The sequence below is a fragment of the Propionivibrio sp. genome (genome assembly GCF_017995515.1).
Taxonomy (GTDB): domain Bacteria; phylum Pseudomonadota; class Gammaproteobacteria; order Burkholderiales; family Rhodocyclaceae; genus Propionivibrio.
In genome coordinates this window covers 1,455-14,960 of record NZ_JAGOIT010000087.1, presented here as the reverse complement: position 1 = coordinate 14,960, position 13,506 = coordinate 1,455, and the positions used below count along the sequence as shown (strand labels likewise).

The following is a 13,506-nucleotide window of genomic DNA, read 5'->3' as shown; positions in this document are numbered from 1 at the left end:
GGGTGAAGAACTCGCCGCCTTCCTGCGCGCCGCTCATGGCGAATTTGTTGAGGAAGTACTCGTAGATGCGCCCGAAGACGTCGCCGGTCGCGGCCTTGATCGCGGGGCGGTCGAAGATCTTGACGAGGTCGGCGAGCAGGTCGGGCTCGAAGGCGGTGTAGCCGCGCGGCAGCGCGCCCTTGAGCACTTCGTATTCGGCTTCGATGACGTCCATTGCGGCGTCGATGACTTCGCCGACCTTGGCGCCTTGCGGCAGGCTGACGATGCGGTCGAAGCGGGCGTCTTCCGGCAGATAGATGGCGGCCTTGCCCTGGAAGCCGAGCTTGATCAGTTCCTCGCGCTGGGCGGCGGGAACTTGCGGAGGGATGTCGGCCTCGATCTCGGGCAGGTAGGTTTTGAAACGGTTGTCGGCGTGGCGCAGGAAGATGAGGCCGAGCACCGGCATGGAGTATTCGGCGGCGGTGAGCTTTGAGTTGGCGCGCAGCTGGTCGGCGGCTTCCCAGAGTTCGTTTTCGAGTTGCTGGACGTTCATTGGCGTTTTCGTTGTTATTGGGCGTTGCTCTTGTTGGCGCCGACGGCGATTTCGTGACGCTATAGGGCTTTCGGAGTCTATCACCGGCCTACCGGCCCGGTCAGTTCGGAAGTGGTCGGTTGCCGCGCGATGTGTGTTGGGTTTTGTAGGAGCGCAGATTTTCTGCGCGATGCGGCGGTTGATTTTCACCACAGTATCTACAACAATTCGCCGCGATCGAAGCTCGACACCTGTGTCGGCCTTCCCAGACCATCGATGGAGTCCTCTTTGAGCGATCTACTCCCTCACATTGAAGTCGAAACATCCCCCAATCCCCGCTGGCTGGGGAGCGAAGCGAGCAATGCCAATCAGTCGACGCCGATCTTCGCCGCGCACGGTACGCATGACGACGTGGTGGCGCCGGTGCTCGGCGTCGCCGCGCGTGACTTCCTGAGCGGGCGCGGCTACGCCGTCGAGTGGCACGACTACGTGATGCCGCATTCGGTGTGCCTGGAGGAAGTCGAGGACATCGGGCGCTGGCTGCGGCGGGTGATGGCCGCGCTGGACGGGGCGACGAGTTGAGCGAGGTCGAACTCCCGCTCTATCCGGGCATCGGGCTCGAACGCATTGTCCTCGTCGACTCGGAAGCGCTCGCCGAAGTGGCGTCCGCGGCGCTGCTGGCGGCCGATGTCATCGGCTTGGATACCGAATCGAAACCGACTTTCCTCAAGGGCGAGGAGTCGACGGGGCCACACCTTATTCAGCTGGCGACCGACGAGCGCGCCTATCTGTTTCCCGTGTCGCCGACGTACTGCAGCCCGGTGCTGAAGACGATCCTCGAGTCGCCGCGCGTGCTCAAGGCCGGCATGGGGCTGGGCAACGACCGTAGCGCGTTGAAATCGCGCCTTGGCATCGAGTTAAAGCATGTGCTCGATCTGGGCGAGGCGTTGCGCGGAAGAGGCGAGGGGCGTATCGGCCATCGCGGCACGGTCGGCGCGAAGGTCGCCGTCGCGCACTTCTTCGGCCAGCGCTTGCAGAAGTCGAAACGGATCGGCACCAGCAATTGGGCCAGCCGGCGCCTGAACGACCGCCAACTGCTCTACGCGGCGAACGACGCGCACGTCGCGCTCATGATCTATCGGGCGTGGATGGCGCGCCGCCGGCCCGATGCGGATTGATCCTTAAAACCTCAGTTCTTCACCGCAAAGGCGCAAAGGGCGCGAAGGTTCGCAAAGAAAATCAAAGGGCTACGCGAACGGCGCGTATCTTACGTAGTCACCCATAGGGTGAATGATCAAATACGATCAACCCGTTGTTTCCTTTGCGATCTTTGCGCCTTCGCGCCTTTGCGGTGAGGTTTTTAGGTTGATTGATTTCGCTCCCCCGCACTGGCTCCGGGCAGACTATGCCGCCGGTCTGCCGACCGAGGCGCGCTCGATGTAGCCGATGGCAAAATCGCGCGATACCGGCAAGTCGCTACCAAAGCACTGATTGATCAGCCAGCGGCAGGCATTGACGCCCATTTCGCACATCGGCGTCGATACGGTCGACAAGCGCGGCGACGTGTAAGCCGACATCACGGTGTTGTCATAGCCGACCACCGACACGTCGGCGGGAATGCGAACGCCGTTCTCCTGCAGGCATGACATCGCGCCCATGGCCATTTCGTCGTTGGCGCAGAACAGGGCGGTCAGCGGCTGCTTGCTGTCGAGCAAGGTCGTCCCGGCTTGCCAGCCGCCTTCGAACGAGAAGTCGCTGACCACGACGCGAACTTCGTCGCGCGCAATGCCCGCCTCGGCCAGCACGGCGAAGAAGCCGTCGAGACGCCACAGGTTATCGAGGGCCGAATCCGGTCCGGCGATGACCGCAAACCGGCGGTGCCCCTTGGCGAGCAGCGCTTCCGCCGCCAATGCGCCGCCGAGATGGTGGTCGACGTAGAAGCAGTTCTCTTCGATGGCCGGCACCCGACGGTTCACCACCGCCAGGCGCTGTTGTTTGGCGTGGATCGGCCCGAAATCCTCGTCGAGCAGGTGGTTGCTGAAGACCAGGATGCCATCACACTCCCGCTCGATCAGGAACTCGATGCCGGCCAGGGTTTGCTCGCGCGGATTGCCCTCGCCGAAGCCGTTGGCGACCACCATCCGGCGATTGCAATGACGCAACTCGTGGCTGATCGTTTGCAGAAACGGCCCGAAGAACGCGCCGTGGAAATCCGGCACGTAGATACCGACCAGCCCCGCCGACATCGACGATAACGCGCGTGCAATCTCGGACGGTTTGAATGCGAGTTCGGCCGCCGCTGCACGCACACGGGCGATGGCGTCCTTGGACACCGAACCACGTCCTGAAATCACGCGCGAAGCGGTGCCTACACCGACCCCGGCACGCTGCGCCACATCACGAATCGTCGCCACATTATCCCATTTATCAATTACTTGCGCGCCCAGCCACGGGCTGGAAGGCGTCGCGCATGATAACAGCCGCGCTCCCGCGCAGCCACCAATGCGGCTTTCGTCCCACGAAAAAAATCATGCAGATATCGCTTTACTTTCGCAAAAAGTGGGTGCTAAACTGCGCTCCACGCAATTGGAACCGGTTCCAACGCATTGATCAAGGACTTTCCCGTGGCAATAATCTCTCCCTCCGTGCTCGCTTCCGAATCTGCCGCATTGATGCCGCCCCGCGATTCGGCGATGTGGCAGAAGAACTTCATCTTCGGCGCCGCAACTGCCTCCTACCAGATCGAGGGCGCCATCGACGCCGATGGCCGTATCCCGTCGATCTGGGACACCTTCTCGGCGACGCCCGGCAAGGTCGCCAACGGCGATTCCGGCGAAAACGCCTGCGACCACTATCATCGTTGGGCTGAGGACGTTTCACTCATCAAGGAACTCGGTCTCGACGCCTACCGCCTGTCGGTCGCCTGGCCGCGCGTCATGGATGCGGCCGGCAAACCCAATCCGAAGGGACTGGCGTTCTACAAGCGCCTGCTCGAAGCGCTCAAGGCCAAGGGTCTGAAAACCTTCGTCACGCTCTATCACTGGGATCTGCCGCAATACCTGCAGGACCGCGGCGGCTGGATCAACCGCGACATCGCCTACCGCTTTGCCGACTACGCCGATCTCGTCAGCCGCGAACTGGCCGGGCTTGTCGACGCCTGGACGACGCTCAACGAACCGTGGTGCAGCGCCTTCCTCGGACACGCCAGCGGCAAGCAGGCGCCGGGCTTCAAGAATCTGCGCTATGCCCGCCAGGCGATGCATCACCTGCTGCTGGCGCACGGGCAGGCGGTGCCGGTGCTGCGCGCCAACGATCCGCAGGTACCGGTCGGGCTGGTCGCCAACGTCGGCTACGGGACGCCGGCGACGGATTCGCCTGAAGACAAGCGAGCCGCCGAGCTGTTTCAGACCCAGCATAACGCCTGGGTATTCGACCCGCTCTTTCGCGGACGCTACCCAGCCGATCTGGATACGCTGTGGCCGGACTCGGCGCAACTCGTCTTCGACGGCGACATGCAGACGATCACCGCGCCGATCGATTACCTCGGTATCAACTACTACTTCCGTACCTGTCTCAAGAGTGACGGCGCCAACGGCTTCATCGAGGTCCCGGTCGATGGCGTCGAGAAAACCATGCTCGACTGGGAAGTGCATCCGGACGGCCTGCGTCGACTGCTGGTCGAGTTCCACAACACCTATGCCAACCTGCCGCCCATCTACGTTACTGAAAACGGCATGGCCTCCGCCGATGCCGTCGTCAATGGCGAAGTCGTCGACACGCAACGTATCGCTTACCTTGGCGGTCATCTGCGCGCCATCGATCAGGCCATGCGCGAAGGCGTCGATGTTCGCGGTTACTTCGCCTGGTCGCTGCTCGACAATTTCGAGTGGTCGTACGGTTACGAGGCGCGCTTCGGGATCGTGCATGTCGACTACGCAACGCAAGCGCGGACGCCGAAGCACAGCGCCCTGGCCCTCAAGCGTTTTCTCGCCGAACGGAGGACGAACGGCGACTCTCCCTGATTCGTCAGGCGCCACGCTGGCGCAGCCCTTCGAACAAGCGCCGCCGGCCACGCACCGCCGACGCGAGCTGTACCCCAACAACCACAAGGAGGATCAAACATGTTCAGCATCAAGAAACTGGCATTCGCGGTGGTCACCGGTCTCGCCGCGCTCTCATCCCAAGCGGCTGGAACACGTGCCGAGGTGATTCACTGGTGGACCTCGGGCGGCGAATCGGCAGCGATCAAGGAGCTTGCCAAGGCTTACACGGCGGCGGGCGGCGAATGGGTCGATACGGCCGTCGCTGGCGGCGAACAGGCGCGGTCGGCCGCCATCAACCGCATGGTCGGCAACAACGCGCCGACGGCGGCGCAGTTCAACACCAGCAAGCAGTTCCGCGACCTGATCGATGAAGGCATGCTCAACAACATCGACGAAATCGCCAGCAAGCAGAACTGGGACGCGATGCTGCCCAAGGCCATCGTCGACACGATCAAGGTCAAGGATCACTACTACGCGGTGCCGGTCAACATCCATAACCCGGCATGGGCCTGGTACTCGAAGGATGCCTTCGCCAAGGCCGGCATCGCCGGCGAACCGAAGTCGATCGAAGAACTCTTCGCCGCGCTCGACAAGCTCAAGGGCGCCGGCCTGGTTCCGCTGGCGCTCGGCGGCCAGGCCTGGCAGGAGAAGATGCTCTTCGACAGCATCTTCGCCTACGTCGGCGGTAAGGAGCTGTTCCTCAAGGTCTATCGCGACCGCGACGCCAGCGCGATCAATACGCCGGAATTCAAGAAAGTGCTGACCGTCTTCAAGCGGCTGCACGACTACGTCGATGCCGGTTCGCCGGGACGCAACTGGAACGACGCGACGGCGATGGTCATCTCGGGCAAGGCCGGCGTGCAGTTCATGGGCGACTGGGCCAAGGGCGAGTTCCTGGCCTCCAACCAGAAGGCCGGCAAGGAATTCGGCTGCTTCATCGGGTTCGACGACAAGGCCCCGTACGTGATCGCCGGCGACGTCTTCATCATGCCGAAGAGTCAGGACGCGGCCGTCGTCAAGGCGCAGAACCTGCTTGCCGCTACGCTCGTCGCGCCGGCGACGCAAGTGGCCTTCAACAACAAGAAAGGTTCGATTCCGATCCGCACGGACGTCAATGCCTCGGACCTCGACATCTGCGCGCAGCAGGGCATTGCCATCATGAAGGACAAGTCGCGGCAATTGCCGACGAGCACGATGCTGGTGCCGACCGACGTGGAAGGCGCGATGCAGGATGTCGTCACCAACTTCTGGAACAAGAACCAGTCGGTGGAAGAAGCGGCCAAGGCCCTGGCCGCAGCCTTGCGCGGCTGATTGACGGGAAAAAACAGCGGACGGTGCACGTATGCCGTCCGCACCCCCGTTAGTCTCCTTCCACCCACGATGACTGCTGTCGATGCGTACATCCAAAGGCTTCTCATGACTGCTAGACCCCAGAATTGGCGGCGCCTGATCGGAACATGGCTGGCCATGGCTCCCATGGCGATCACCGTGCTCTGCGTCTACGTCGGATCGACCTTGTGGTCCTTCCGCGTCTCGCTGAGCAGCTCGCGTACCTTTCCAGCCAGCGATTTCGTCGGCTTGCAGCAATACGTCAAGTTGTTCGGCAACGATCGCTGGCTGATCTCGCTGAAGAACGCCGCGATCTTCGGCGTGCTGTTCATCAGCCTGTGCCTGATCCTTGGCTTCCTGCTGGCGGTGTTCCTCGACCAGCGCATCCGCGCCGAGAGCATCTTCCGCACGATCTTTCTCTATCCGTACGCCATGTCGTTCGTGGCGACCGGCCTCGTCTGGCAATGGATGCTCAATCCGGCGCTCGGCATCCAGGAGGCGGTGCGCCAGCTCGGCGTTGCCGGCTTCACCTTCGACTGGATCGTCAGCCAGGATCTGGCGATCTACACGATCGTGCTGGCCTCGGTCTGGCAGGCGTCGGGACTGGCGATGGCGCTGCTGCTTGCCGGACTGCGCGGCATCGATGAGGAAATCTGGAAAGCGACGCGCATCGACGGCATCCCGCGCTGGCGCGTCTATCTCTCGATCGCCCTGCCGATGATCGGCCCGTCGATTGCCACCGTCGTCGTGCTGCTCTCGGTCAGCGTCGTCAAGCTCTTCGACGCCGTCGTCTCGATGACGCAGGGCGGGCCGGGCACGGCGACCGAGGTGCCGGCGAAGTTCATCATGGATTACCTCTTCGGGCGCGCCAACATCGGCCTCGCGTCGGCAGCATCGACGGTGATGCTGCTGCTCGTGCTGTCGTTCCTCTTGCCGTGGGCCTATCTCCGGCAAAAGGCAGCCAACAAGGAGAAGCAGCGATGAGACCGTCTCGATCAACACGCGGCCGCAAGCACTGGACACCCGCACGGATCGGCACCTACGCCTTTCTGGTCAGCGCCGCGCTCTTCTTCCTGCTGCCGCTCTACGTGATGCTGGTGACGTCGTTCAAACCGATGGAAGAAATCCGCCTCGGCGCGCTCTTCGCGCTCCCGCAGAACTTCACCGTCGAGCCGTGGATATCGGCCTGGACCCAAGCCTGTACGGGCCTCGAATGCCACGGAATCCGCGTCGGCTTCTGGAACTCGGTGAAGATCGTCGTGCCGAGCACGCTGTTCTCGATCCTGCTCGGCGCGCTCAACGGCTACGCCCTGTCGTTCTGGCGCGTGCGCGGCGCCAACCTGCTCTACGGCGTGCTCATGCTCGGCTGCTTCATCCCCTACCAGGTGATGATGTACCCGCTGGTGCGCATGCTGGCGAGCATTTCGCTGTTCAGCTCGCTGCCCGGCATCGTGCTGATCCACACGGCGTTCGGCATGCCGGTGATGACGCTGCTCTTCCGCAACTACTACGCGTCGATCCCGATCGAGCTGTTCAAGGCGGCGCGCGTCGATGGCGGTAGCTTCCTGCGCATCTTCTTCGAGTTGATGCTGCCGATGTCGGTGCCGATCATCATCGTCGCTGTCATCATGCAGGTGACGGCGATCTGGAACGACTACATCCTCGGCCTCGTCTTCGCCGGGCGCGACAACCTGCCGATGACGGTCCAGCTCAACAACGTCATCAACACGACGACCGGCGAGCGTCTTTACAACGTCAACATGGCGGCCACGATTCTCACCTCGCTGGTACCGCTCACCATCTATCTCTTCTCCGGACGCTGGTTCGTGCGTGGTATCGCCGCCGGCTCGGTCAAGGGCTGAAACAACTGCACAGGGACTAGAAGAATCTATGGCACGGGTAACGATTGCCGATCTTTGCATCGGTTACGGCGGGGCGAACATCATCGAGAAACTCGATCTCGATGTCCATGACGGCGAGTTTCTGGTCTTGCTCGGCCCCTCCGGCTGCGGCAAGTCGACCTTGCTGCACAGCATCGCCGGCCTGGTCGACGTCAGCGACGGCCGTATCGCGATCGGCGACAAGGACGTAACGTGGGCTGACCCCAAGGACCGCTCGATCGGCATGGTCTTCCAGTCCTACGCGCTCTATCCGACGATGAACGTCGAACGCAACCTGTCGTTCGGTCTGCGCATCGCCGGCATGGCCAAGGATGAGATCAAGCGCCGCGTCGATTTCGCCTCGCGTTTGCTGCACCTGGAAGACTATCTCGGTCGCAAGCCGTCGCAACTCTCGGGCGGGCAGCGTCAGCGCGTCGCCATCGGGCGCGCCCTGGTGCGCGATGCCGGCGTCTATCTGTTCGACGAACCGCTCTCGAATCTGGACGCCAAGCTGCGCGCCGAACTGCGCCGCGAACTGAAGCGGCTGCATCAGGAAATCGGCTCGACGATGATCTACGTCACGCATGACCAGATCGAAGCGCTGACCCTGGCCAACCGGATCGCCGTCATGCGCGGCGGCAAGATCCAGCAGGTCGATGCGCCCGAGGTCATTTACGAACGACCGGAGAATCTTTTCGTGGCCGGCTTCCTCGGTTCGCCATCGATGAATTTCGTGCGCGGCGAACTGAATTGCATCGGCGGTTGCACGACTTTCAATGCAAGCGGCCTGACACTCGATCTTTCCAGCTATGCCTGTCGCGAAACAGCGTCCGGCTCACGTTCGGTGGTGCTCGGTTTCCGACCGGAGCACGTTGCCATCGCGGGTGCCGACGAGCGGATCGATTTCACCGGGCGGGTCAGCGTCACCGAACCGATGGGCGACCACCAGATCGTCTGGATCGATTTCAACGATCAGTCGATTGCACTGACCATCGACAAGATGCGCGACATCAGGCTCGACGTGCCGATCAATCTGATGATCGACACGCGGCGGATTTCGCTGTTCGATGCGGCGACCGAGAAGCGCCTGTAGATTCCTCTTTACGTCTTCTTGCGCGTGGCAAACACCGCGCCGACCAGCACGATGAGCGCAGCGAAGATGAGGAAGGGGATCGGTACGTTGAGGATCGTCTCGTTGCCGATTGCGGCCAGTTCGTCTACGTAGCCGATGCGTCGACGGTCGGAAAACCAGTTCTTTATTGCTCAGAATCCTGCTTGTTGCGAACGCGGCGACGAACGCCGCCCTGTCGGTCATCCGACATGAAAAATCGATTGGGAAAAGCACACCGACCGGCGCACACCGACCGGCGCACACCGACCGGCGTGTCGCCGGCCAGCGAAGTCGGTCAGTGCCGCGGGTCAGTCGAAAACGACGCCCTTCTTGAGGATGAAGCAGCCGTACGGGCGGTTCTCGCTGTTCTGCACGACGGCAAAGCACTTCTTCGCCGCCGCGTAGAACTGGTGGCGCTCGATGACGCGGTGCCTCACTTCGCGTCCCTCGGCCTTGTTGCACGCGGCGAGCACGTCGGCATGCACGGAGAGAATGGCGCCGGGCTGGTCGACCGGGTCCATCCAGGCGAGCGGCGCGTCGACGAAGCTGTCGAGCGGCATCAGCTCGAGGATGCCGCCGATCGATGTCGGCGCGTCCATGCCGCCCAGCGTGATCAGCTTGCCGGACGGCGTTTCCATGGCGACCGATTGCGCGGGGAAGTTGCGATCGACGACGACAAGCTCATCGCCGTGGCCCATCGCGGCCAGGACCCAGAGCAACTCCGCGTCCATGAATGACGGTACGTGTTTCAGCATGTTTTTTTCCTCCTCTGGTCGATCAACTTGATCCGTGTCTGCGCGCTATCTGCCCGGAATGGACGTCTGAAATGCCACAAGCAATCGTTTGCGCAAACGTTTGCCCAACTATACACACGCCCGCCGCGGATGGCAATACAGGAGCGGGCGCGAACGTTCGGGGGGGCGTCAGGCGATCTCGCGCCGATATGGAATCGACGGCTGAGCGCCGTGGCGCGTGACGCACAGGGCGCTGGCGCGTTGTCCGAGCGCAACGGCGTCATCCATCGCCAGGCCTTCGACGAGGCCGGCCGAGAGGCCGCCGATGAAGGTGTCGCCTGCCGCCGTGGTGTCGACGGCCTTGACCACGTGCGCCGGCAGGTGCCGTTCGCCGGCGTCGTCGATGACGGCGACGCCGTTGGCGCCGAGCGTGATCAGCACGCACTTCACGCCGCGTTGGCGGAACACCTTTGCCGCCGCATACGCGCTTGTCGCGTCGCTCACCTCGACGCCCGAGAGCAGGGTGGCCTCCGATTCGTTGGGCACGAGAATGTCGATTTGCGACCAGACGGCCTCGGGCAACGGTGACGCCGGCCCCGGATTGAGCAGGACGGGCACGCCGGCCGCATGGGCGATCCCGATGGCGCGCTGGACGACGGGCATCGGGACTTCGAGTTGCAGCACGAGCATCGCTGCGCCGCCGATGCGCGCCGCGTGCGCGTCGATATCGGCCGGCGTCAGGGCGCCGTTGGCGCCGGCGGCGAGCACGATGCGGTTCTGCCCGATGTCTTCGACGAGGATCATGGCGACACCGGTGCCGACCGCCGACGTCTGCAGGACACCGCTCGTGTCGATGCCGTCGGCGGCCAGGCCGTCGCGCAGCGTCGTGCCGAAGCCGTCGTTGCCGACCTGTCCGATCATGGCGACCTTCGCGCCCAGGCGCGCGCAGGCGACCGCCTGGTTGGCGCCCTTGCCGCCGGGCAGGGTCGAGAATTCGTGACCGTGCAGCGTTTCGCCGCCCACCGGCACGCGCGGCGTGCGCATGACGAGGTCCATGTTGAGACTGCCGATGACGACGACGGGGTTGTCCTTGCGGCCAGAAAAGTCGGGTGTGCTCATGCGTTTTCCTTCAACGGTTGGTAGGGGGCGGTCGACGCCCGAACGCGGAGTTCGGGGTCGAGGATCATTTGGCGGTTGTCGGTTCGCGCGTTGCTCACGCGGTCGAGCAGGAGATCGGCGGCGACCGTACCGATCTGCTGCTTGGGCTGGGCGACCGTGGTCAGCGGCGGCGCGGAGAAGGCGGCGAGGTCGATGTCGTCGAAGCCGACGATCGACAACTGCTGCGGCACGGCGATCCCGGCCTCGCGCGCGGCGGTGAGCGCGCCGAAAGCCATCAGGTCATTGCAGGCGAAGACGGCGGTCGGGCGCGGCCGGCGCCTGAGCAGCGCCTGCATGGCGAGGTAGCCGCCGCGCGCCGTAAAGTCACCGCGCGCGAGGTCGCTTTCCTTGCGCTCGACGCCGGCGTGTTCCAGCGCGTCCTTCCAGCCAGCGCGGCGTTGCGAGCTGGGCGAGAGTCCCGGCGGACCGCTGATGCAGGCGACGCGCGGGTGGCCGAGTTCGAGCAGGTGCCGCGTCGCCATCTGGCTGCCGAGCACGTGGTTGACCTCGACGAGGTCGCCGCTGACGCCGCTGACTTCGCGGTCGAGCAGGACGAGCGGCGTGTTGATGCCGCCGAGCGTCGCGCGCACGACGGCGTCGCTGCCGGTGACGACGAAGATCAGGCCGTCGATGCGCCTTTCGGCCAATACGCGGAGGTAGGCGGCCTGCCGTTCCGGATCGTCGTTCGAGTTGCACAGGATGACGTTGTAGCCGGCCGCGAAGCAGCGGTCCTCGACGCCGCGGATGATCTCGGCGAAGTACGGATTCGAGTTGTTCGGGATGACCATGCCGAAGGTGTGCGTGGTGTTGTGCTTGAGGCTGCGTGCCACGGCGCTCGGGACATAGTCGAGTTCGCGCACGGCCGCCTCGACCCGTTGCCGGACGACTTCGCTGACGAAGCGCGTGCCGTTGACGACGTGCGATACCGTCGTCACAGAAACGCCGGCGTGCAGGGCTACGTCCTTGATGTTTGCCATACGCTGAATGTCGCTGGTGGTTGAGTTACTCGAATTGTCCGCAAAGCGGTGCGCTTGTTCAATCGGAATAACGCGCTATCACGCGATAGAAAACGTTTGCGCAATCGTTTGCTTATTATAGGGGACGGTTCCGGGTTTGCGAAAGAGAGTTTTCGCGGCGTTGCCGGGAAAAGGTCGATGGCTCCGTCAATACGTCTTCTTGTGCTCGGACTTCATGGCGTAGAGATGGCCGTCGGCTGCCGCGGTCAGTTCTTCGAGGCTCCCGCCGTCCTCGGGGAAGCGCGCGAGCCCGTAGCTGAATGACAGGCGATGCTCCTTCTCGCCGAAGCTTACGGCCTTCGTGCGCAGCGCGGCGAGGATGCCGTCGATGTTGCGTTCCATCTTTTTCTTGCCGGAGGCATGGTAGAGCGCGATGAACTCGTCGCCGCCGAAGCGGCCGATGACGTCCGACTTGCGGCACGAAGCGCGGAGCGCGCTGGCGATCATCAGCAGCATCTGGTCTCCCGCCAGGTGCCCGAAGGTGTCGTTTACGTACTTCAAGCGATCGACGTCGAAGATGGCGATGACGAACTGCTCGTTGTAGCGTAGCGCCCGGTCGAGCGAGACGGCGAACAGGTCCTCGAAGCACCGCCGTGTGAACAAGCCGGTCAGCGAATCAACGTGGTAGCGCTCGATGCTGGCCCGGTACTGCTCCCGGGCGAGAAGGCAGACCTCGATCTGCGCCCGGAAGCGTTCGACGATCGCCGTATCGCGCTCGTCGAAGGTCACGGGCTGATCGGAGTCGAGGTTGAGGATGCCGAACAGCCGCTTGCCGACGAAGATCGGCGTGCTGACCACCGAGTTGAACTCCCAGTCGCCGGGGTCGAACACGGTGACCAGCCGCGCCAGCGTCTCGCGGGTGATCAGCCGCGTTTCGGTGATGTGTCCCTTGGTTTCCTGGTAGAGGAAGGAGTCTTCGAGCTTCAGGCGGAAATCGCGCACGTACTCTTCGGTGAAACCGCGCGAGGCAGCGAAGGTCAGGTAGCCGTCGTCGCCGAGAATCAGGATCGATCCGGTATTGGCCGTGTTGAAAATGCTGAACAGGTAATCGAGGATGGTGCGATAGATGAGCTCGATGTTCTCGTTGAGCAGGATTTCGCGGTTCACCTGCACGTTCATGTCGGCCAGCAAGCGCATGCGGCGCGACGACTCACGGATGCGGCGCAAGCGCAGGTAGAGGCCGATCAGGCCGGCGTTGGCGAGCAGGAGGCAGGCAATGAGGATGAGGGCAACGCTTGGAGTACGAGCCGCTTCGGTACTGACGAACGCGAGCGAGAGCAGGACGGCGATGGCAATGCCGGTTTGCGCGAGCGCCGCAAAGCCGAGCGCCGACCCGGTGCCCTTGCGGTTCAGATTCTTCGCGAGAGAGAAGTGCATGGTTCGTCCTTCCTGATCTGCGCGTGATTCCGTCCTGCCCGCGCCGGCATGTGTCCTGGTGGTACGATAGCGCTGATGCGCGCGGCGTTTCCCTTACGTCATATTGATCCAGAATTGAACAACAGTCCTTGCCGTACCGGAATCAACGCCGTCAATCATATCGGACGGACTTGCGTCGGGGAATCGGGGTAACGTTCCGGTTGGGCGGTTTTGGACTGGATTGAACGGAGACGGACGTTGCGCGAAGGGATCGTCGATGCGTGAAATTCTGGCTTGGGTGTTGTTGAGCGCATCTCTTGTGGCTGATGCGTTTGCGGCCGACGACAGGATCGTCGTCGTTGCCTTCG

13 protein-coding genes are annotated in these 13,506 nt (G+C 63.1%); 7 read left to right on the top strand and 6 right to left on the bottom strand.

What is annotated here, in order from left to right; genetic code table 11:
- On the bottom strand, nt 1–532 hold a 532-nt coding region (locus KBA32_RS13285), incomplete at its 3' end, for a type I restriction-modification system subunit M N-terminal domain-containing protein (protein WP_294359680.1).
- Between the two features lie 267 nt (nt 533–799).
- Between KBA32_RS13285 and KBA32_RS13280 the strand changes: the two genes are divergently transcribed.
- Together KBA32_RS13280 and KBA32_RS13275 are read left to right on the top strand one after the other, a co-directional pair.
- Nucleotides 800–1,093: a hypothetical protein gene (locus KBA32_RS13280; protein ID WP_294359678.1), complete on the top strand. Its 294-nt coding sequence runs from the start codon at nt 800–802 to the stop codon at nt 1,091–1,093.
- Entirely contained in the window at nt 1,090–1,689 is a 600-nt protein-coding gene (locus tag KBA32_RS13275; RefSeq protein WP_294359676.1) for a 3'-5' exonuclease, read from the top strand. The genes KBA32_RS13280 and KBA32_RS13275 overlap by 4 nt, the downstream gene beginning before the upstream one ends.
- A gap of 225 nt (nt 1,690–1,914) precedes the next feature.
- Here the strand turns inward: KBA32_RS13275 and KBA32_RS13270 are convergent, their stop codons facing one another.
- A complete protein-coding gene (locus KBA32_RS13270; protein ID WP_294359682.1) occupies nt 1,915–2,907 on the bottom strand; it encodes a substrate-binding domain-containing protein in 993 nt (330 codons plus the stop codon).
- Between the two features lie 228 nt (nt 2,908–3,135).
- Between KBA32_RS13270 and KBA32_RS13265 the strand changes: the two genes are divergently transcribed.
- The 5 genes from KBA32_RS13265 (at nt 3,136) to KBA32_RS13245 (ending at nt 8,856) form a co-directional block, all read left to right on the top strand.
- Nucleotides 3,136–4,533 (top strand): GH1 family beta-glucosidase, encoded by a 1,398-nt coding sequence (locus KBA32_RS13265; protein WP_294359674.1) that lies wholly within the window; start codon nt 3,136–3,138, stop codon nt 4,531–4,533.
- 99 nt (nt 4,534–4,632) lie between these two features.
- Nucleotides 4,633–5,865: an ABC transporter substrate-binding protein gene (locus KBA32_RS13260; RefSeq protein WP_294359672.1), complete on the top strand. Its 1,233-nt coding sequence runs from the start codon at nt 4,633–4,635 to the stop codon at nt 5,863–5,865.
- 156 nt (nt 5,866–6,021) lie between these two features.
- Nucleotides 6,022–6,867, top strand: a complete 846-nt coding sequence (locus KBA32_RS13255) for a carbohydrate ABC transporter permease (RefSeq protein ID WP_294359670.1) — start codon at nt 6,022–6,024, stop codon at nt 6,865–6,867.
- Nucleotides 6,864–7,745 carry a carbohydrate ABC transporter permease gene (locus KBA32_RS13250; protein WP_294359668.1) on the top strand — a complete coding sequence of 294 codons (882 nt, stop codon included), beginning with the start codon at nt 6,864–6,866 and terminating at the stop codon, nt 7,743–7,745. Before KBA32_RS13255 ends, KBA32_RS13250 begins: the two co-directional genes overlap by 4 nt.
- 28 nt (nt 7,746–7,773) lie before the next feature.
- On the top strand, nt 7,774–8,856 hold the full coding sequence (locus KBA32_RS13245; RefSeq protein ID WP_294359666.1) for an ABC transporter ATP-binding protein: 1,083 nt from the start codon (nt 7,774–7,776) through the stop codon (nt 8,854–8,856).
- Between the two features lie 326 nt (nt 8,857–9,182).
- Here the strand turns inward: KBA32_RS13245 and KBA32_RS13240 are convergent, their stop codons facing one another.
- The 4 genes from KBA32_RS13240 to KBA32_RS13225 form a co-directional block, all read right to left on the bottom strand.
- A complete protein-coding gene (locus KBA32_RS13240) occupies nt 9,183–9,629 on the bottom strand; it encodes an RbsD/FucU domain-containing protein (RefSeq protein WP_294359664.1) in 447 nt (148 codons plus the stop codon).
- A 168-nt stretch (nt 9,630–9,797) separates the two neighbouring features.
- A complete protein-coding gene (rbsK, locus tag KBA32_RS13235) occupies nt 9,798–10,727 on the bottom strand; it encodes a ribokinase (RefSeq protein ID WP_294359661.1) in 930 nt (309 codons plus the stop codon).
- Nucleotides 10,724–11,743: a LacI family DNA-binding transcriptional regulator gene (locus KBA32_RS13230; RefSeq protein WP_294359659.1), complete on the bottom strand. Its 1,020-nt coding sequence runs from the start codon at nt 11,741–11,743 to the stop codon at nt 10,724–10,726. Before KBA32_RS13230 ends, rbsK begins: the two co-directional genes overlap by 4 nt.
- A 186-nt stretch (nt 11,744–11,929) precedes the next feature.
- Entirely contained in the window at nt 11,930–13,159 is a 1,230-nt protein-coding gene (locus tag KBA32_RS13225; RefSeq protein WP_294359657.1) for a sensor domain-containing diguanylate cyclase, read from the bottom strand.
- Between the last annotated feature and the right edge of the window lie 347 nt (nt 13,160–13,506).

What these genes read in the sequence shown, in the direction of transcription:
- KBA32_RS13250 (WP_294359668.1), top strand. Translation starts at nt 6,864, where the DNA reads ATGAGACCGTCTCGATCAACACGCGGCCGCAAGCACTGGACACCCGCA.
- KBA32_RS13245 (WP_294359666.1), top strand. Translation starts at nt 7,774, where the DNA reads ATGGCACGGGTAACGATTGCCGATCTTTGCATCGGTTACGGCGGGGCG.
- KBA32_RS13240 (WP_294359664.1), bottom strand. Translation starts at nt 9,629, where the DNA reads ATGCTGAAACACGTACCGTCATTCATGGACGCGGAGTTGCTCTGGGTC.
- KBA32_RS13255 (WP_294359670.1), top strand. Translation starts at nt 6,022, where the DNA reads ATGGCTCCCATGGCGATCACCGTGCTCTGCGTCTACGTCGGATCGACC.
- KBA32_RS13260 (WP_294359672.1), top strand. Translation starts at nt 4,633, where the DNA reads ATGTTCAGCATCAAGAAACTGGCATTCGCGGTGGTCACCGGTCTCGCC.
- KBA32_RS13225 (WP_294359657.1), bottom strand. Translation starts at nt 13,159, where the DNA reads ATGCACTTCTCTCTCGCGAAGAATCTGAACCGCAAGGGCACCGGGTCG.
- rbsK (WP_294359661.1), bottom strand. Translation starts at nt 10,727, where the DNA reads ATGAGCACACCCGACTTTTCTGGCCGCAAGGACAACCCCGTCGTCGTC.
- KBA32_RS13230 (WP_294359659.1), bottom strand. Translation starts at nt 11,743, where the DNA reads ATGGCAAACATCAAGGACGTAGCCCTGCACGCCGGCGTTTCTGTGACG.